The sequence below is a fragment of the Streptomyces sp. NPDC054956 genome, assembly GCF_053609185.1.
In genome coordinates this window covers 24,739-42,993 of sequence record NZ_JBSGXB010000027.1, presented here as the reverse complement: position 1 = coordinate 42,993, position 18,255 = coordinate 24,739, and the positions used below count along the sequence as shown (strand labels likewise).

The 18,255-nt window shown below is 74.0% G+C and carries 11 protein-coding genes; 3 read left to right on the top strand and 8 right to left on the bottom strand.

Translation table 11 applies throughout. The annotated features are described in order from the left end of the window. Positions 1-858 (top strand): class I SAM-dependent methyltransferase (locus tag ACWGDE_RS08100; RefSeq protein WP_453388159.1); only part of this gene is annotated, 858 nt, incomplete at its 5' end. Positions 859-880: 22 nt separating this feature from the next. On the opposite strand, the gene ACWGDE_RS08095 is transcribed toward ACWGDE_RS08100, so the two are convergent. The 4 genes from ACWGDE_RS08095 to ACWGDE_RS08080 all read right to left on the bottom strand — a co-directional run bounded on the left by ACWGDE_RS08095 (position 881) and on the right by ACWGDE_RS08080 (position 9,159). Further along, positions 881-4,588, bottom strand: coding sequence for an SAV_2336 N-terminal domain-related protein (locus ACWGDE_RS08095; RefSeq protein ID WP_453388158.1), 3,708 nt, complete (start codon positions 4,586-4,588; stop codon positions 881-883). After that, positions 4,585-5,703, bottom strand: a complete 1,119-nt coding sequence (locus ACWGDE_RS08090; RefSeq protein ID WP_453388157.1) for an AAA family ATPase — start codon at positions 5,701-5,703, stop codon at positions 4,585-4,587. The genes ACWGDE_RS08095 and ACWGDE_RS08090 overlap by 4 nt, the downstream gene beginning before the upstream one ends. Before the next feature lie 79 nt (positions 5,704-5,782). Beyond that, complete coding sequence (locus tag ACWGDE_RS08085) at positions 5,783-7,927, bottom strand: VMAP-C domain-containing protein (protein ID WP_453388156.1); 2,145 nt, start codon at positions 7,925-7,927, stop codon at positions 5,783-5,785. Continuing rightward, positions 7,924-9,159, bottom strand: coding sequence for a hypothetical protein (locus ACWGDE_RS08080; RefSeq protein WP_453388155.1), 1,236 nt, complete (start codon positions 9,157-9,159; stop codon positions 7,924-7,926). Before ACWGDE_RS08080 ends, ACWGDE_RS08085 begins: the two co-directional genes overlap by 4 nt. A 193-nt stretch (positions 9,160-9,352) precedes the next feature. Here ACWGDE_RS08080 and ACWGDE_RS08075 point away from each other — a divergent pair, with 193 nt between their 5' ends. Further along, positions 9,353-11,722, top strand: coding sequence for an immune inhibitor A domain-containing protein (locus ACWGDE_RS08075; protein ID WP_453388154.1), 2,370 nt, complete (start codon positions 9,353-9,355; stop codon positions 11,720-11,722). A 17-nt stretch (positions 11,723-11,739) separates the two neighbouring features. Here ACWGDE_RS08075 and tsaD read toward each other — a convergent pair whose 3' ends face one another. Next, positions 11,740-12,801, bottom strand: a complete 1,062-nt coding sequence (gene tsaD, locus ACWGDE_RS08070) for a tRNA (adenosine(37)-N6)-threonylcarbamoyltransferase complex transferase subunit TsaD (RefSeq protein WP_453388161.1) — start codon at positions 12,799-12,801, stop codon at positions 11,740-11,742. A 182-nt stretch (positions 12,802-12,983) separates the two neighbouring features. Here tsaD and ACWGDE_RS08065 point away from each other — a divergent pair, with 182 nt between their 5' ends. After that, positions 12,984-13,997 (top strand): trypsin-like serine peptidase, encoded by a 1,014-nt coding sequence (locus ACWGDE_RS08065; protein ID WP_453388153.1) that lies wholly within the window; start codon positions 12,984-12,986, stop codon positions 13,995-13,997. 13 nt (positions 13,998-14,010) lie between these two features. On the opposite strand, the gene ACWGDE_RS08060 is transcribed toward ACWGDE_RS08065, so the two are convergent. The 3 genes from ACWGDE_RS08060 to ACWGDE_RS08050 form a co-directional block, all read right to left on the bottom strand. Continuing rightward, positions 14,011-15,423: an FAD-dependent oxidoreductase gene (locus ACWGDE_RS08060; protein ID WP_453388152.1), complete on the bottom strand. Its 1,413-nt coding sequence runs from the start codon at positions 15,421-15,423 to the stop codon at positions 14,011-14,013. A gap of 158 nt (positions 15,424-15,581) precedes the next feature. Then, positions 15,582-17,165, bottom strand: a complete 1,584-nt coding sequence (locus ACWGDE_RS08055; protein WP_453388151.1) for an esterase/lipase family protein — start codon at positions 17,163-17,165, stop codon at positions 15,582-15,584. A 68-nt stretch (positions 17,166-17,233) separates the two neighbouring features. Continuing rightward, a complete protein-coding gene (locus tag ACWGDE_RS08050; protein WP_453388150.1) occupies positions 17,234-18,220 on the bottom strand; it encodes an oxidoreductase in 987 nt (328 codons plus the stop codon). Between the last annotated feature and the right edge of the window lie 35 nt (positions 18,221-18,255).

The window sequence follows — 18,255 nt, the reverse complement described above, 5'->3', positions numbered from 1 at the left end:
GTGCACGCACCACGCTTCGGAGCCGTTCCCTCCTCCCCGGGCCGCCGGGATGATGCGCCCGAGGCGCACACCGGGGGGAAGCACATGGACGGCGGCGAAACGCGGGGCGACCAGTACGACGACGAGTCGGAGGACTACGTCGCCTACTGGAACGGGCGGGACTACGAACACGCCGCGGAGATAGCCGCGGTCAGGCGGCTCATCGCACGCCACGACGGCAGCCGGTATGGGCTGATCTGCGAAGTGGGCGGCGGATTCGGCCGGTTGAGCCCGGTCCTCAAGGAGTACGCGGATCAGGTCATGATGTTCGACCCGAGCGCCAAGCACGTGGGCATCGCGGGGCGGCTCCTCGCCGACCACCCCGGTGTCACGGCCCACCACATGCGTCCCGGGCACATCCCGTTGGACGACGCTTCCGTCGACCTCGTCTCCATGATCCGCGTCATGCACCACCTGCCCGACCCCGGCCCGACGCTGCGCGAGATCGCCCGCGTACTGAAGCCCGGCGCCCGCGCGCTGATCGAGGTCGCCAACTCGGCGCACATGCTGAACAAGCTGCGCTACGCGAAGCGGCTGCGCGGGGTCCCGCGCCGGCCCGTGGACATCCGCTCCGCCGAGAAGGCGGCCGAGGGCGGCATCCCCTTCGTGAACCACCATCCGGACACCGTCGTACGGCAGTTCACCGAAGCCGGACTGCGCGTCGAGGACAAGCTGTCCGTGTCCAACATGCGCAGCGGCCGGCTGAAGCGGAGCGTGGGCGAGGAGCGCCTCCTCGCCGTCGAACGCCGCGTCCAGGGGCCGCTGGCCGCCCTTGATTTCGGGCCGAGCCTGTTCTTCCTGCTCCGGCGGGGCGGGTAGGCCCGGCCGGGCTGGAGTCGGTTCACCCTTGTGAGTCGCCCCGCGGGGGCCGCAGGGAGAAGGAGAGGGCACCCGTCTCGTTCCGCGGAACGGGCCATTCGGGGGGAAGCGCGGACAGGTCGGCGAACGAGGCCTCCACGAAATGGGCCCGGCCCGCGAAGTCGGTCCGGTCGAAGGTCGCCCGTTCCGCGAAGACCACGTTCGCGAAGCGGGCACTGTCCGCGAAGGTGGCACGGTCGAAGAAGCTCGGGCCCTCGAAGCGGACCCCCTCGAACACGGCGGGGCGCCTCCACACGGTGCGCTTGAAGAGGGCCGGCCCGAGGAAGGCGGTGCGGACCCACTCGCTCCCGCCGTGGAAGACCGCGTCCGCGAAATCGGCCGTCCCCCGCACCCTCATCCCGCTCATGAGCGCCTCCTTCCACAGTTCCGCCCAGGCCATGTCGAGACCCCGTGCGAACAGGGCGTCCCTGAAGATCGCGACGTCGCCGAAGTCCGCCCTGCCGAAGCGTGCCTCGCGGTCGAAGGTGCTCCCCTCGAAGGCGGCGCCGCGGCGGAAGACCGTACGCCCGAAGGAGACCTGCGCCCTGAAGCGGGAGGTCTCGAACCGTGCCCGCTCGTCGAAGACGGCCCGGTCGAAGGAGGCCCGGTCCTCGAACTCGGCTCCCGCCGTGCTCCAGGGGTCGAGGAAGCGCGCTCGGTCGAAGGCCGCGACGCCCAAGCGGACATGTCCCGTCGACCGGCTGCGCATCCGGCTCAGTACGCGTTCGAGCAGGCCTCCGCCGAAGGTGGTGCCCCGCAGATCGATGTCCACTCCGGGCCCGAACTCCGCCAGCGCCTCCTCCTGTTCGGCGGGTTCCAGGTGGGCCAGGCAGCGGCCGCGGCGCCAGATCCGGACGCCGATGCATCCCGTCGGATCGGCGGCCGTGGCCCCGTACCCGCAGTGCGCCCAGTCCGGAGCCTGGTCCTCGATCCTCAGCCCGGCGTCGATCAGGGCCCGGGCCATGTCCGCGGGGGTCTCCAGACAGAACCACGACGGCGGACCGACCACCACGCGCCCACGGCCGGCCGGCCCCTCCGGAGCGACGTCCGGGTCGACGTCGGGATCCATCCGCTGGACGAGGATCGAGTCGAGACCCGCGACGCCCCACAGCGAGTCCCCCATCGCCAGGACGATCGCCCCGCTGGTCAGCCGGTTCAGCCGCCCGGTGACAGCCTGCCGGCGGACCAGCCCCGCGGCCTCGTCCACCGCCGGACCGCGTGCCCCGCTCCCGCCCGCGTCGGCCGTGAACCTGCCCCGGGCCATGGCCACGGCCAGGGAGACCTCCGCCCCGTCGGAGCCCGTGCGCAGTCGCGACAAGGCGCCGGGAAGTTCGTTCAGCAGCCTCCCCGCCTTCCCCAGCCCGTCCGGATCCTCGGCCGTGACGAGCACGATCCCGTCCCGCTGGGGGGCGATCCACCCGGTCACACCGGCTTGCGCCTTCGCCTGCATGAGGAGCTCGACCATCTCCTGCTGCACGGACCGCTCGACCGGCCACATGCCCACCTCGGCCCGTACCGCGAGGACGAGGCCGGAGAGCTCGCTCCCCTCGCGCACGTGCGCCATCAACACCTCGCGGAATCCCGGCTGTTCGAGCAGAGCTCGTCCCGACAGGAACACCATCCGGTCCGGCATGACGGTGTGCACGATCCCGGCCAGCCGCCCGCCGCGGGAGACCGCGGCTCCGACGAACTGGTGGGTCCAGGCCTGCGGTTCGGAAGCGAGCGGGACGATCTCCCCGTTCCGCTCCCCCTCGTAGGGCGGTGCCTCGCCGATCATCGAGGCCGGCTCGCCCTGGTCGGTGAAACCGTCGACGCGCAGCCGGCCACCCTCCCCGGCGCCTTCGGCCCACTGCGGCGGGCGCAGGCTCCCCTGGTCCACCAGGTCCTCGTCGGCCAGCAGCAGGAACACCGTGGGCGCGGCGTTGTCCCACCAGAGCGCGACGCAGGCGGCCTCGCCGCCGTCCCCCCGGACCCAGGCGGTGGCGCCGACGTCCCGCCGGTCCCCGACCGCCAGGACCAGACGCGGGGACAGCAGCACACCGACCGACTGGGGCTCGTCGAACCGCTCGAAGCGGACTCGCACCACGCGGCCGGCCGGACCCGCATTCGGCCGGGCCGCCGTCGCGAACGGGATCTCCTCCGGCGGAACCTCGCGGCCGCCCGTCTCGCCGTCCGTGACCATGACCCCGGGGAAGTCCCGGCCCGTGCCCGGGTATTGGGCCATGTACTCCCACACCCGCCGCCGGACCAGTTCCTGCACCTCGGCCACGTCCCCGCGCAGCTGGGAGCCGAGCAGGGCCTCCCGGACGCCGGGCAGGAACTCGAACCTGGCCCGCTCCGTGGCCTGTTCCGCGCCCCAGGGGGCGAACAGCCCGCCCAGGGCCACCTCCGCGAGGTGGCTGTGCTCGGAGTCCCGCAGCAGGGAGCGCCGTACGAGGGTCATCACGGGCAGCGTCAGCGGTACGGCGGCCAGGTGCGCGGCGAGCTTCTGCGCGGTCGGGGAGGCGTTCGCGCGGAAGCGCTCGATCACCTCCAGGGGGCCCGGGAAGCCCTTCGCCGCCTCGGGGGTCTCGTACGCCGCCTCGCCCTTGGGTTCCGCGTCCAGCCGCAGGCAGGCCAGCCGGCGCCAGCGTCCGTCCCCGGACACCACGCGTATCAGCCGGGCCAGGCTCCCGGAGGCGATGCCGACCACCGGGACCAACGCGCCGCCCCCGCGCGCCCGCCGCACCATCGGGACCCGCTGCCAGGAGCGGGTGGCGGCCGCGGGCCGGTCCGCCCGGACCGCGAAGGGGACGGGGCTGACCGCGCCGCGGGTCCAGAGCCGCTCGGGCAGGACGTTGAGCACGGCCACGGCGTTGTGCACGGTCCACTGCCGGAGCACTGCGCGCAGCGGGGCTTCGCGCCAGCCCCCGGCCACCGTGTCGGAGAGGACCAGGATCAGCCGTCGGCCCGCCGGGTCGGCGAGCTCCTGGGGGTTGCGGGGCGGGGTGTCGGGCCCGTGCGCGACCATGGGCGTGCCGCCGGGTCCGGTGCCCGTGAGCCGCCAGGTCCGCACGTCGCGGAAGACTCCGCTGCGGGTGAGGACCCCGCGGACCTCCTCCACCAGGTCGGACCAGAGGAGCATCGAGTGGTGCGCGTCCACGACGAGGGCCACGTCCAGCCAGCGGCTCTCCGCGGGGCGCAGGACCGGGGTGAGCACCATCCGCTCGATGCTGCGTTCCACGGTGAGCTGTTCGTCCAACTCCTCGCCCGGGCCGCCGATGTTGCGTCGGCCCACGGGGCGCAGGGCGCGCATCAGGGCGAGCGGATCGTCGAGGGAGGGGGCGCGCGGCAGGCGCAGGGCGATGCCCCGGCGGCGGGTGGCCCCGGTCGCCCGGGCGGCGCCCGCGGCCTGTCCGTCCTGCCCCCGCGGGGTGGTGGGACGGGGTCCGGCCAGGGGGAAGAACTGGGCGGCCGTCTGCTCGTCCGCCCGGCGTCCCGGACGTAACTCCGGTCCACCGGAAGGTGGTTCCACGACGAACGGCTCGGGCGCCGGATCCGTCGGCGGCGGCCCGGCGGGCGGCGGACGGTCCGCCGCGTCGACCCGGGTGGCCAGCCACAGGATGTCGGCGATCTCCTCCGCGCCGACTCCGGATCGGGGGCCGCCTTCCCCGGCGCCTTCGGCGAAGGCGGCGAGGAGCTTCTCGATCACGCGGAGGGCCCGGTGAGGTGGTGCATGACGGTGGCGAGGAAGCGTTCGCGTTCGTCGGGGGCGGACCAGGCTCCGGCCAGGCGGAGTTGGATGGCGTTGAGGAGCTGGTCGGTGGCCAGGTCGCCGTCCTCGGCCCGTTCGAGGAAGCTCTGGACGAGCTCGCGGTACTCGCTGTTGTTCTCGATGTCCACGCCGAGCCGGCCGCGCACGATGCGGGCCAGCTTGTCGATGTTCGGCGGTTCGAGGTGGAGCCGGACGCAGCGGCGCAGGAACGCGGGCGGGAAATCGCGTTCGCCGTTGCTGGTGAGGACGACGATGGGGAAGTACCGGCACTGCACGCGGCCTTCGGAGATCCGGACGGCGGCGTCCGGATCGTCGTCGGTGCCGATGGCCACGGTCGGGTCCTCCTTCGCGAGCCGCGCGAGTTCGGGGATCACGAAGCCGCCGTCCTCGAAGACGGTGAGGAGGTCCCCGGGGAGGTCGATGTCGCTCTTGTCGATCTCGTCCACGAGCAGGACCCGCGGGCGGTCCTGGGGCAGGAGGGCCGTGCCGAGGGGGCCCAGGCGCAGGTAGCGGGCGATGGACGGGCCGCCGGCGGCGGCAGGGGCCGGGGCCGGGGTGCTTCCGGCGGCCCCGGTGGCCGCGGTGACCCCCGCGACCCCGGCGGCACCCACGGCCCCGTGGGCCGCGCCGGGGGTGCGCAGCTGTTCCAGCCCGGCCTCCTGCAGCCGCCCGATCGCGTCGTAGAGGTACAGCCCGTCGCGCAGGACGGTGCGGCTGGTGATCGGCCAGTGCAGTACGGGGCCCAGGTCCAGGTCGGCGGCGATGCTGTAGGCGAGCGTGGATTTGCCCACACCCGGTTTGCCGGTGATCAGGAGCGGCCTGCGCAGGTGCAGGGCGGTGTTGACCACGTCCTTCTCGGGCTCGTCGGGTGCGTAGCCTTCGCCGCGCCGCCAGGTGCGCTCCCAGGCCGACCCCTCGGAGCCGGGGGGCGTGTACCCCGGGTCGGGGACGCCGGTGAAATCGCGCCAGGGCGGTGGCGGTCCGACCTCCAGCCTGGCCCGGCGCTCGGCGGCCTCGCCGGTCCCGTGGTACAGCCACCAGTCCTTCGCCACTGCCTGTGCCTCCCTCTCGGTGTCACTGCCGCTGTCACTGCCGCTGTCGCTGTGGGTGTCGGTGCCGGTGTCGATGGGTTCAGGCCAGGGATCGCAGGGTGATGGTGTCGTCGGGATCGTCCCACAGGAGGACCAACCGGTCTGCCCCCACGGCCTGTTGACGACTGGTTCCGGGGGCGCCCGCGGCCCCGGCGAAGGCCGCCCGGCGCACCTCCCGTACGCGCGCGGGCAGCGCGAGCACGTCGAGTGCGCCGGGGTCGGGGCATCCGTCGGCTCCGGCCGGCGCGAGCAGGGCGAGCAGGTCCGGGGCCCCCGGCGGCACCGGGACCCCCGTGGAGGAGGCCGCGCCGGGGCGGCGCCATACCGCCACCGGGACTCCGCCCTCCAGCACCGCTTCCACCACCGCCTCCGTCCGTATCCGGCCCCGCGTGTGCGCCAGTACGCAGGCGGGCGCCGGGCCCGCCCCCAGCTCCATGCCGAGCCCGTCGTCGGCCTCGGCGTCGGCCACCACCCGGACCGCGTCGGCGTGCTTGCCGCCCTGGGCCCACAGCCAGCGCCATTTGCCCCGCCACTCGGCGGCGGTGTCCTCGCGTTCCTGCGGGCAGCGCACCACCACCTGGTAGACGAGCCCGAGGGCCCTGGTCCGCCCGCGGGGGCCGCGCGGGACCGGCCACTGGTCGAAGTCGAGGTCCAGCAGTTCGTACGGGACGTGGAACTCGATCCGCTCCACCGCTCCGGACACCGTCCCGGCCTCGGCGTGCCCGCCCGAGGCCCGTCCGGCGCCCAGGAGTTGGCGTACGAGCTCCTCGCGGATCGCGTCCAGCCGGACGGGCTCGCCCTCCGACTCCCAGATGTGCTCGGACACGTCCCGCCGGCGGAACTCCGCGCCCTCCTCCTCGCCGGCACGCCCGGGCTCGTCCCTCCGCAGCCACATCCGGGCCAGGAACCCGTCCTCGCCGCCCGGCGGCGGCTCCAGCCGCACGTGCAGGGCCGTTCTGCGCGGAGGCTCGGGCGGCGGTGGGAGCACGGGCAGGGCGAGCCTCCGCAGGGTCGTGCTCACCCAGTCGTGCAGCCGGGCCGCCCACCGCTCGTCGACGCCGCCGGCCCGTTCGCCGAGGAACCGTACGAAGGGCACCGCGAGCGGCATCCCGTCCGCCCCGCCGTGGCGTGCGTCGAGGTCCGAGGCCACCGCCAGCAGGGTGTCGCCGGGCAGTCCGCCTTCGAGCGGGGCCGCGCAGCCCGTCACCCGGAACGCCCACAGGTAGGCCTCGTAGGCGCACCGGGGCAGGTCGCGGCCCGCGAAGAGCTTGCCGAGGTCGTCCCAGGCGGTCTGGTCGAGGCGGGCCGCGCGCGGCAGCGCCACCCCGGGCTGGTCCTCGTCGAGGAAGGAGCAGGCGTCCCAGTCCCGGTCGACGAGGAACTGCGGAAGCTGCCAGCCCTCGCCGCGCTCGCGCAGTTCGCCGAAGGCGCGGTGGATGGACCGGGCGGTGTCGGCGAGTCCGGTGACGCCCTCTTCCACGGAGCGTCCGCCCAGTTCGCCGAGGAGCGCCTCGGTGAACCGCCCCGCGCCGCGCTCGGCGTCGTTCTGCGCGGCCTCGCCCTCGCGGGAGGCGTACAGCCGGAACTGCCGCCGGCCGGGGACGATGTCGCCGCCCCCGTAGTTGACGCTGCCGAAGTTCCAGCGGGAGTCGCGCGGCGCGCCGACCCGGCAGGCGTCCACCAGGGCCGCCTGGAGCGGGAAGCGGCGGTGCGTGACGCGGTCGGTGTTCCACCAGCGCAGAGCGGAATCGAGGTTGAGGTGGCGGATCTGGCCGCGCGTGGCGTCGGCGCAGGGGAGCATCAGCTCACCGCTCCGCGGGTCGGTGTAACCGTGCCCGGCCCAGAAGATCCACAGCAAGTCGCCGTCGCATTCGGGAAGTTCGTCCAGAAGCGCGGATCTGGCGTTCACCTCGGTGGCCTCCCGGCACGTCCCCCGCAGGGCCTCCAGCTCCGGCGAGCCGGACCAGTCGAGCGATTCCACGCCGTCGAGCGGGGAGAGCAACAGCCTTATGTGTTCCGGCGGCACGCCTCCCGGCCCGGTCAGCCAGCGGGCGAACCGCAGGGCGTCCCGGGCCGGTCCGCGCAGGTCCCAGTGTGTGCTGACGCCGTAGCTCTCCACCCCGGCGACGAGCGCGAAGGTGCGCCGCGGCCCCAGGGTCGGGGGCAGGAAGCCGGGGGGAATCACCCGATCTCCGCTTCGGCCACCGCCTGTTCGATGCGTGCGTAGAGGGAGTCCTGTTTCCAGTAGGCGCTGTGGCAGGCCGGGAACGGCTGGCGGCTGCCGATCTCGTGGTCGCTGACGCGCGGGTCGCCCGGGAAGACGGGCTCGGCGAGGTACGAGAGCACGTCCTGGCGGTCGTAGACGTTGAGCCAGCGCGGGAAGGCGTACGGGAGCTTCGAGCCGGGCGCGATCCCGGAAAGGGCCCCGAGTTCGTGGAGGAAGGGTGCCTGCGAGCCCACGGTGACGAGCAGTTCGACCCCGGGGACGGGCTCACCCGCGGCGGCCGCGAGCGCGAGCAGGTCCACCAGGGCGATGCCGCCGAGGCTGTGGCCGATGAGCACGCTCGGCCCCGGCTCGGCGGTGATCCGCGCGCGCAGGAAGGCGCGCAGGCCGGCTCCCCGGGCCTGGTAGCGCAGGATGTCGCCGAGGGCGGGGGTGGCGCCGACGGTGAGGGAGCCGCGCCAGGCGTTGAGCAGCGGCTGGGTGGTGACGCGCTGGGCGAGGCGGCCGAGGACGGCGGCGGCGCGGGCGCCGGGAACCCGGGCGTCGCCGCCCAGCCGGGCGGTGAGCAGTTCGACGAGGCGGTCGCGTTCGGCGCCGGTGCAGTCGGCCTCGGCGCCGGCCGAGGCGAGGGCGGCGGCGGTCACCGCGCGGGCCAGGGCGGTGGCCAGTTCGCGGGCGTGCGGCTGCTCGGTGGCGCGGGCGCCGGCGCGGGCGGCCTCGGCGGAGTGCGCGACGCAGTCCAGGGCTTCGGGGAATCCGGCGGCGAGGCCGGTGCCGAGGAGCAGCGCGGCCTGTTCTCCGCCGTCGGGCACCCCGCGGACGCCGGCCAGCAGTTCCAGCACCCCGGCTCCGGCGGAGCGGACGCCGGGCATGGCGAAGGGGTCGCCGCCCGCGCCGTCGGCGGTGTCCCAGCCGGCCTCGGCCAGCACCCGCAGCTCGCACAGCGGGTCGGCGATCAGCAGGGCCCATTCGGCGGTGCCGTCGTCCTCCCGGCCGGGTGCCGCGTCGGGGGCGCGCAGTCCGGGCACGGAGCGGCCGTCGGCGCCCAGGGTGGCGCCGAACCGTTCGCCCCAGAAGCAGGAGTCGACGGTCGCGTCCGGGAAGCGGGCGGCCAGCCGGTCCCGGACCAGCGCGAAGAGGGTGTCGTGCCGCTCGCGCCGCACCCCCGTGCCGTGCACAAACACAAATCGCATCGCGGCTCCGCCCCCTCGCGCAGTCTTCCCCCGCTCGGCACGATAGCGCCGCTCGGCGGACGGGGCCCGTGGAACGTCGAGTTCACGGATCTCGTGGCCGGGATGCGACCGGATGCACAACACCTATCCATCACCTGTGACATGTGAAATATTACTCCCGCTTCGATCCGAACTCCCGGAAAGGCCAGCCACCTTGCGCAGACTCGCTGCGGTGGGCGCGGCGATATCCCTCGCCCTCCTCGCCGCCCCGGCACTCGCCGGCCCCGCACTCGCCTCCACCGCACCCCCGCCCCCTCCCCCGGCCGGGCAGGCCCAGGCCGAGCAGGCCGCCGCGCCGCCGCTCGCACCCCTGGAACTCCAGCGCCAGGCCCTGCGCCGCCAGGCCCTCGAAGACGTCGCGGCCGGTTCCGGCGCCGCGGGCGGCGGCCGCGCCGACGGCCGCACCGACGGCCTGCGGGCGGAGGCCGACGGCACGCTCCCGCGCCGGGCGAAGGTCGGCAAGCGGTACGTGGAGCTGGCCCAGGAACGCAAGGACAAGGTCTTCGTGATCCTCGCCGAGTTCGGCGAGAAGGTGGACAACACCACCGAGTTCGAGGGCAAGCCGCGCTTCGGCGGCACCCCGGGACCGCTGCACAACACCATCGGCAAGCCGGCCGCGGACGACAACCACACCCTGTGGCGCAAGGACTTCGACAAGGCCTTCTACCAGAAGCAGTTCTTCTCCACCGACCCCCAGTCGGCCTCCATGCGCGCCTACTACCGGCTCCAGTCCTCCGGTCGCTACGACATGGACGGCACGGTGAGCGACTGGGTCAAGCTCCCCTGGAACGAAGCCCGTTACGGCACCGACCACTGCTCCGAGGCCGGCCAGTGCCGGACCAACTGGGACATGATCCGGGACGCCACGGCCGCCTGGTACGACTCCGAGCGCGCGAAGGGCCGTACGCCCGAGCAGATCAAGGCGCAGCTCGCCGAGTACGACGTGTGGGACCGCTACGACGCGGACCACGACGGGAACTTCGACGAGCCGGACGGCTACCTCGACCACCTCGTCGTCGTCCACGCGGGCAAGGACGGGACCTGGGGCGGCGGCGCGCAGGGCAAGGACGCCGTGTGGGCGCACCGCTGGTTCGCCTACTGGAACCAGGCCGGCAGCGCGGGTCCCGAGGGCAACAAGGCGGGCGGCACCCCGGTCGGCGACACCGGCATCTGGGCCGGCGACTACCTGACCGGTGGCGAGAACAGCGGAGCCGGGCTCTTCTCGCACGAGTTCGGGCACGATCTGGGCCTGCCGGACCTGTACAGCTCGGACGGGGACAACAGCGTCAACTTCTGGTCGCTGATGTCCTCCGCCTCCTACCTGGGCAAGGGCCGCAATTCCACCGGCGAGTTCCCGGGCGACCTCGACCCGTGGAGCAAGCTGCAGCTGGGCTGGCTCCAGTACACGGAGGCCGACGCGGGCCGCACCACGCGCGCCACGCTCGGCGTCTCCGGCTACAACACCGAGGATCCGCAGGCCCTGTTGGTGCACCTGCCGCCGTCGGTGACCAAGACGGAGCTGACCGACCCGTACGAGGGCGCCAGCCAGTGGTGGAGCGGCACCGGCGACTTCATGGACAACACCCTGTCCCGCACGGTCGACCTCACGGGGACGCCGGCCGGCTCGGCCGCCCGGCTCGACGCCCGGGTCTGGTACGACATCGAGCAGGACTTCGACTACCTGACGGTGGAGGCCTCCACGGACGGCGGAGCCGCCTGGACGGCACTGCCGGGCACGGTGGACTCGGCGCCGGTCGGGCCGAAGGGGATCACCGGCACCTCGGCCGGCTGGACGAGCCTGTCGGTTCCGCTGGACCGGTACGCGGGCCAGGCGGTGCAGTTGAGGCTGCGCGTCACCTCCGACAGCAACACCCACGGCAAGGGCGTCACCTTCGACGACATCCGCGTCACGGCGGGCGACGGCCGCGAGCTGCTGCGCGACGGGGCGGAGCAGGGCGCGAACGGCTGGACCGCGGTCAAGTGGTCGCGCACGGAGGGCCGTACCGGCAGCGAGCAGCACCCGCGCGCGTACTTCGTGGAGAACCGGCGCTACACCGGCTACGGCAGCCTGCTGAGGACCGGGCCGTACAACTTCGGCTTCACGGGCGACAAGGTGGAGTTCTTCCCGTACCAGCAGGGCGTCCTGGTCTGGCTCTGGAACACGGCGCACAGCGACAACACCACCAAGGCGCACCCGGGCGAGGGCATGCTGCTGCCCGTCGACTCCCGCCCGGAGCCGCTCACGTACGCGGACGGCACCCTGCTGAACGCCCGCGCGCAGACCTTCGACGCCACCTTCTCGCTCGGCCGCAGTGACCGGATCGTCCTGCACAAGGCGGGAGTTGCGACGGTGATCCCGGCGCGGCCGGGGGTCCCGGTCTTCGACGACCGCCACGGCTCGTACTGGGACGCGCGGCTGCCGCAGCTCGGGGTCAAGGTGCCGGACACCGGGTCCCGGATCTCGGTGGTGAAGGAGGCCTCGGGCGGTGCGGTGACGACGGTGCAGCTGAGCCCGTCCAAGTAGCAGCAGAGAAGCGGCTGTTACTGCTGCACTCCGGCCACCGGGTTCAGCGAGGCGTACGCCAGGGGCGCCGACGGGTCGATGGTCAGCTGGTGCGGCGCGGGCTCCACGCCCGCCCGCACCAGCAGGTCGCCGATGGCGGCGATCATCGCCCCGTTGTCGGTGCAGAGCGTCATCGGCGGCACCCGCAGATCGATCCCGGCGGAGGCGCAGCGCCGCTCCGCGAGCTCGCGGACCCGGGAGTTGGCGGCCACTCCGCCGACCACCACCAGGGTCTTGACCCCGTACTCCTTGCAGGCCGCGACCGCCTTGCGGGTCAGCACGTCGGCCACCGCCTCCTGGAGCGAGGCCGCGCCGTCGGCGACCGGCGGCTCCTCGCCGCGCAGCCGGTGGCTCTCGGCCCAGCGGGCGGCGGCCGTCTTGAGCCCCGAGAAGGAGAAGGAGTAGGCGTACGGGTCCTGCGTGCGCGGCCCCCCGGTCAGCGGACGGGGGAAGGCGACGGCCTTGGGGTTGCCGCCCCGGGCGGCGCGGTCGATGGCCGGGCCGCCGGGGTAGGGCAGGCCGAGGACGCGGGCGACCTTGTCGAAGCACTCGCCGGCCGCGTCGTCGAGGGTGTCGCCTAGGTGCAGGATCGGCTCGCGCACGAGGTCGCGCACGAGCAGCAGCGAGGTGTGGCCGCCGGAGACGATCAGCACCACGCAGGGGTCCGGCAGCGGTCCGTGCTCCAGGGTGTCGGCGGCGACGTGGCCGGCCAGGTGGTGGACCCCGTAGAGCGGCAGGCCGAGCGCGTAGGCGAGGGTCTTGGCTCCGGCCAGGCCGACCTGGAGGGCGCCGGAGAGGCCGGGGCCGGTGGTGACGGCGATAGCGTCGAGCTGGTCGGCGCGCAGCCCCGCCTGGTCGAGGGCCCGGCGGACCACGGGGTTGAAGGACTGCAGGTGGGCGCGGGCCGCGATCTCCGGGACGACGCCGCCGAAGCGGGCGTGCTCGTCCATGCTGGTGGCGACGACGTGCGCGAGGAGCCGCCCGTCCCGCACGATGCCCGCTCCGGTCTCGTCGCACGAAGACTCGATCCCGAGCACCACCGGAGACCCCGCCACACCGCCACCCACCCTTATTGCGAACTATTCGCAATAAGGGTACCGGGAGGGCCGCCGGGCTCCGGCCACCCGACTGTGAGGACTGACACGCTCCGCTTCCGGAACCCCGGGACCGTCCGTTGTGGTCGGATCATGCGTCGGGCAGATCACCGGGTCGGGAGTGCGGCGTGTTCACCAAGGTTCGCGGGAGGGCCGTACGGGGCCTCGCCCTGTCCGCACTCTGCTGCGCCCTGCTCCTCGGCGGCGCCGGGTACGTGTGGGGGCTGCGCGGCCTGGCCGGGTACGTCGCGGAGGGAGATCCCGGCCGGGGCAGCTACGTCCAGGACGCCGGAAGCGCCGACAGCGCGGCGCAGGCGCTGCTGGAGGGCGGCGGCGACGGGGGCGATCCCGAGGAGGGCGGTGCCGGCGGGGGCCGCCCCGAGGAGGGCGGTGCCGGCGACCCGCGGCCCGGCGGGACCACCGGGCCCACCCGCTCCCCCGGGCCCGCCGCCCCCTCGGAGCTCTCCGTGCGCGCCGCGCCCTCCGGCCCCCCGACGGCCGCGACCGTCCGCGCCGATCCCGCCGTCGGCGCGCTGTTCTCCCCCGGCTTCGACGGCGACCCCGAACACCACTGCTCGGCCGGCGTGGTCCACTCCCCCGGCGGAGACCTCATCGTCACCGCCGCCCACTGCGTCCACGCGGAAGGCTTCCGCACCAACCTCGCCTTCGCCCCCGGCTACCACGACGGCACGTTCCCCTACGGGGTCTGGGTCCCGACCCGGATCGACGTGGATCCCCGCTGGAGCACCGACCGCGATCCCGATCACGACGTGGCCTTCGTGCGCGTACGCCGCCCCGGCCACCCCGGGGAGCGTCTGGAGGACACCACCGGCGCGGCCTGGACCCTCCGCTTCGGCACCGAACTCCCGGTGCCCGCGCGCCTGGTGGGCTACCCGAACACCGCCGAACGCCCCCTGGCCTGCCTGACCGTGGCCGTCCCCGCCGGGCCCGCGCAGGTGCGGCTGGACTGCCCGGACGTACCCAACGGCACCAGCGGCGGGCCCGTGCTGACCGACGGGAAGGCCCTGATCGGGGTGATCGGCGGCCGGGACGGCGGAGGCGACGACGAGACCTCCTACAGCTCCTGCTTCGACGGCAGCACCCGCGAGCTCTACGAGCGCGCCGTCGGCGCCGATCGTTGAAGCCGGGGGCCGGCTACCCCTTCGGCGGCCCGTGGTGGGCCGGGTAGGCGGTGGTCGCCGGGGTGGCCGGCAGCCGCCACTTCGACAGGACCCGGACCATCGTGACGGGATCGAGCAGGGCGCTGGGCGGGGCGGTCAGCGACAGCACCCCGAAGAACCGGCCCGCGATCGCCGGGTCGGTGTTGGCGCCCACCATCACCCGTGACATGTAGCGCTGCAGGATGCGCGTGGCCCGGTCCGGCGGCGGCCCCTCCGTCACCTCGTAGCGCATGTCCTCGCTGGTGGCGATCTGCCAGGGCACGGCGGCCGCAGCCGTGGTGCGGCGCTGGATCCTCCGGGCGGCAACGGCGATCTCCCGCGGGCCCAGCGTGCGGATCTCCTTGGCCAGCGCCTCCGCGGCGAGCGCGGCGACCGTCATCCCGTGCCCGTACACCGGGTTGAACCGGCAGGCGGCGTCGCCGAGGACCACGAACCCGGCCGGCCAGCGCTCGATGCGCTCGTAGTGGCGCCATTCGTTCACCGTGCCCCGGAAGGCGGTGGGCTTGGACAGCGGGGTCGCGTCCCGGATCGCGTCGTACAGGGCCGGGCTGCGCATGCTCCGGGCGAACGCGAAGAACGCCTCGTCCTCGACGGGCGGGGCGTGTTCGCCGTTGCCGATCAGGGTCACCAGCCAGCGGTCCCCGTCCTGCGGCATCAGCACGCCGCCGCGCGGCAGGTCGGGGCGGCCCTGCACGTACATGCCCTGCCAGCGCCGTCCCGGGTCGGCGGGTATCTCGAAGTAGCGGCTGGAGTAGCCGAGATGGGAGTCGTAGCGGGTCACCGCGGGGGCCGGGTAGCCGAGCGCGGCGAGCCAGGCGGTGGCCTTGGAGGTGCGTCCGGTGGCGTCGACGACGAGGCGCGCGGCCAGCGGGCCGCCGCCGCGGAGCTCCACGCCCGCCACCGAGCGGCCGTCCGCCCCGGCGACGAGGCCGGTGGCCGCCGTACCGCCGCGGATGCGGATGCGTTCGTTGCGCAGCACCTCCCGGCGGACCGTGGAGTCGAGCAGTTCCCGGCTGGAGAGCAGGACGTCCACCCCGGTCATCGGGGTGAACCAGTCGGCGGGGCTCAGCCAGAGGAAGTCCCGGGGCGAGTTCAGCAGGTGCGCCCCGGCTTCCAGCAGCTTGCCGGTGATCCCCGGCAGCATCAGCTCGATCAGCTCCACGCCCCGCGACCACAGGATGTGCGCGTGCCGGGACTGCGGTATCCCGGGCCGGAACTCGGGTCCTGCGTCACCGAGTTCGTCCCGCTCGATCACGGTGACCCGGGAGAACCGCCGCGCGAGCACCCGCGCGGCCAGCAGCCCGGCCATCCCCGCCCCGAGGACCACCGCGTGGTCCCCGGGTTCCGGGTCGGTGTGTATGTGGTTGTCCGTAGCGTCGTCGTCCATTCCGCCGAGTCTGCTGCGGACGGGGCGCCCCGGTCAGGGCCCGGACGGGGCGCCCTGGGGCTCGCCGGGGGCGGACGGGCTCATATCGGGGCGCCCATACGCCCGTTCGACGGCGGACGGGGGTCGGAGCGGGCCCGGTCGGGCCGGGCCGGGCCGGGTCAGGGGCACAGAACGGTCCAGGTGACCTTCACGTGTCCGTCGTCGTCCCCGCGGAAATCGCTCGTACGGGTACCCGGGCGGTCGGTGTACGGGTCCCAGGCCACCGTGCCCCGGGCGACCAGGTCGTCGGCGGAGGAGGCGTCGTAGTCCCAGAGGTACACGCCGATCTCGAACGGTCCGGGGCCGTACGCCGCCCCCGAGCCGACCTGCTGGTAGAAGTACGGGTCCGGGTCGGTGCGGGCGCCCTTGTTGGGGAAGGCCGACGGGTTCGAGGAGGAGCGCGACCACACGGCGGTCCGCGCGGCGTCGCCGGTCCGGACCGCGATGTCCCCGTACAGCGCGGGCCTGGTCGTACCGTCGTCGAAGTACGTCAGTTCCGCCCGGTCCACGCGGACCCGGCAGGCGGGGACCCCCTGCACCGGGGTGACGGTGTAGGTGACGGACGCCTCGCCGCCGTCCACGCCGAGCATCCTCGCGGTGAACCGGCCGAAGCCGAGGGCCGGATCCCAGTGGACGCGGCCGGCGGCCATCACGTCGTCGTTGTTCCCGGCGCTGTAATCGGCGTCCGTGAGGTAGGCGGTGATGGTGGCGCCGGAGCCGAAGACCTGGCTGCGGGTGGAGTCGTCGAGCCCGAACCAGGGGTCGTGGTCGGGGAAGGCGGTGGCGCCGCTCCGGTCGCGGTGCCACAGGGTGCGGGCGGTCCCGTCGGTGGTGAGGGTGAGGCCGTCGTAGAGCTCGGGGCCGCTCTCGCCGGCGGAGGTGAAGCGGGCCGAGTCCACGGTGATGCGGAACGGGCCTGTCTTCAGGTCGACTTGGGTCACCGGGTCCTTGGAGAACTCGGCGACGATCTGCCGGCGGATCCAGTCGTTGCCGAGCAGCCCGTAGTGCGAGGGGCAGCCGCTGTCGCCGACCGGGAGCACGTGGTTGACGGCGCCGGCCAGTTCGGTGGAGCGCGGGGCTCGGCTGTCGCCGGGCGGGATCTGCTGGTCGCAAGTGGAGCTGAAGGTGGTGTAGCGGGTGGCGCCCGGCGTTTCGTCACCCGCGTTGAGGGAGCCCAGGAAGGCGCTGCCGGGGGCCATGTCGGCGAGGGAGGCGGCGTGGATGTCGCAGAAGGTGCCGAAGGGGCCGCAGGGCGCGGCGTCGCCCGCCCCGTGGTTGGGCCCGCCGAGCGAGACCCAGGTACGGACCTTCGAACTCCCGCCGTCCTTCAGGTACTTGCGGGTGAGCAACGAGCCCATGCTGTGGGCGACCACATTGACCTGCCGACCGCCGAACCGCTCGTCGAGGAAGGCCCCGAAGCGGGCGGCGTTGGAGTCGTTGGTCGCCGCCCAGTCGTAGCCGAACTCGGCGAGGTCGCTGGAGAGCCAGCCTTGCGCGTGCAGGTGGTCCTCGAGGCCGTCGAGCGAGGCGGCGGTGTCCCCGTAGCCGTGGACGAGGACGACCGGCGTACGCTGCTGCGCGCTCGCGGCGGCCCGCGCCGGCGGGGCGGCGAGGAAGGCCGCCACGAGCGCGGCGAGCGTGGCGGCGAGCAGCGGGAACAGCAGGGAAACGGGCAGGGGAACGGGCAGGACGGATCTGCGCATGGCTCTCCCGGGGGATGCGGCCCGACAGCCTGAAGTGACTGGCGAGTAGCAAGCTAACCCCCGGGGATTCAACGCGATAGGGACGCGTACGAGACTCCGGTGAGCTTTTCGGAGGCGGCCCAGAGCCGTTCGCCGGACTTGTCGTCCAGGGTCCATTTCGCCCGCCAGGACCGGGCGGGCGCCCCGCGCCAGCCGAGCCGCGGACCGATGAACTCGTCCGGCCGGACCCCGGGCGCGGTGGCCGCGTACAGCGTGGGCAGCGCGCCGGAGGCGGCGGACTGCGCGATGACGGCGTTGCCGACGGTGTTCCCCAGGGTGTTGGCGGCGACCGCGATCCGCGAGGTCAGGGTGGTACCCGCCTGCGGGGTCGCCCCGACGTGCAGGTTGGTGGAGGCGTAGCCGGGGTGGGCGGCGGCCGTGACGATCTCGGAGCCGGCGGCCGCGAGGCGCCGGGCGAGCTCGTGGGTGAAGAGCAGGTTCGCGGTCTTGGAGCGGCCGTAGGCGATCCAGCGCCGGTACCGACGCTCGCCGTTGAGGTCCTCGTGATCCACGTCGCCGAGCATGTGGAAGCCACTGGAGAGGTTCACGATCCGGGCCCCGGGCCCGGCGGCGAGGAGCCCGGGCAGGAGCAGTCCGGTGAGGGCGAAGTGGCCGAGGTGGTTGACCCCGAACTGCGTCTCGAACCCGTCGGCGGTCCGGCCGTACGGCAGGGCCATCACCCCGGCGTTGTTGACGAGGAGATCGAGCCGCTCGTACCGCTCGCCGTACTCCGTCGCGAACTCCCGCACGGTGGACAGGTCCGCGAGGTCCAGCTGCATGAACCGCACGTCGGCGCCGGGCACTTCGGCCCGCAGCCCGACCTCGGCCGCCCGGCCCCGCGCTCCACTGCGACAGGCCAGGACGACCGCGGCCCCGTGCCGGGCGAGCTCCCGCGCGGCGAAGTACCCGATCCCGCTGTTGCCCCCGGTGACCACGGCCGTACGCCCGCTCTGATCCGGTATCTCCGCAGCCTTCCACCCCACGACGCCACCCCTCCCACTCCCCGGCACCCCCATCGGCCCACCGGCCCCCGCACCCTACTCCCGGCCCC

Coding starts and splice junctions, on each gene's coding strand:
- ACWGDE_RS08080 (WP_453388155.1), bottom strand. CDS start 9,159: ATGCGATTTGTGTTTGTGCACGGCACGGGGGTGCGGCGCGAGCGGCAC.
- ACWGDE_RS08055 (WP_453388151.1), bottom strand. CDS start 17,165: ATGCGCAGATCCGTCCTGCCCGTTCCCCTGCCCGTTTCCCTGCTGTTC.
- ACWGDE_RS08060 (WP_453388152.1), bottom strand. CDS start 15,423: ATGGACGACGACGCTACGGACAACCACATACACACCGACCCGGAACCC.
- ACWGDE_RS08050 (WP_453388150.1), bottom strand. CDS start 18,220: ATGGGGGTGCCGGGGAGTGGGAGGGGTGGCGTCGTGGGGTGGAAGGCT.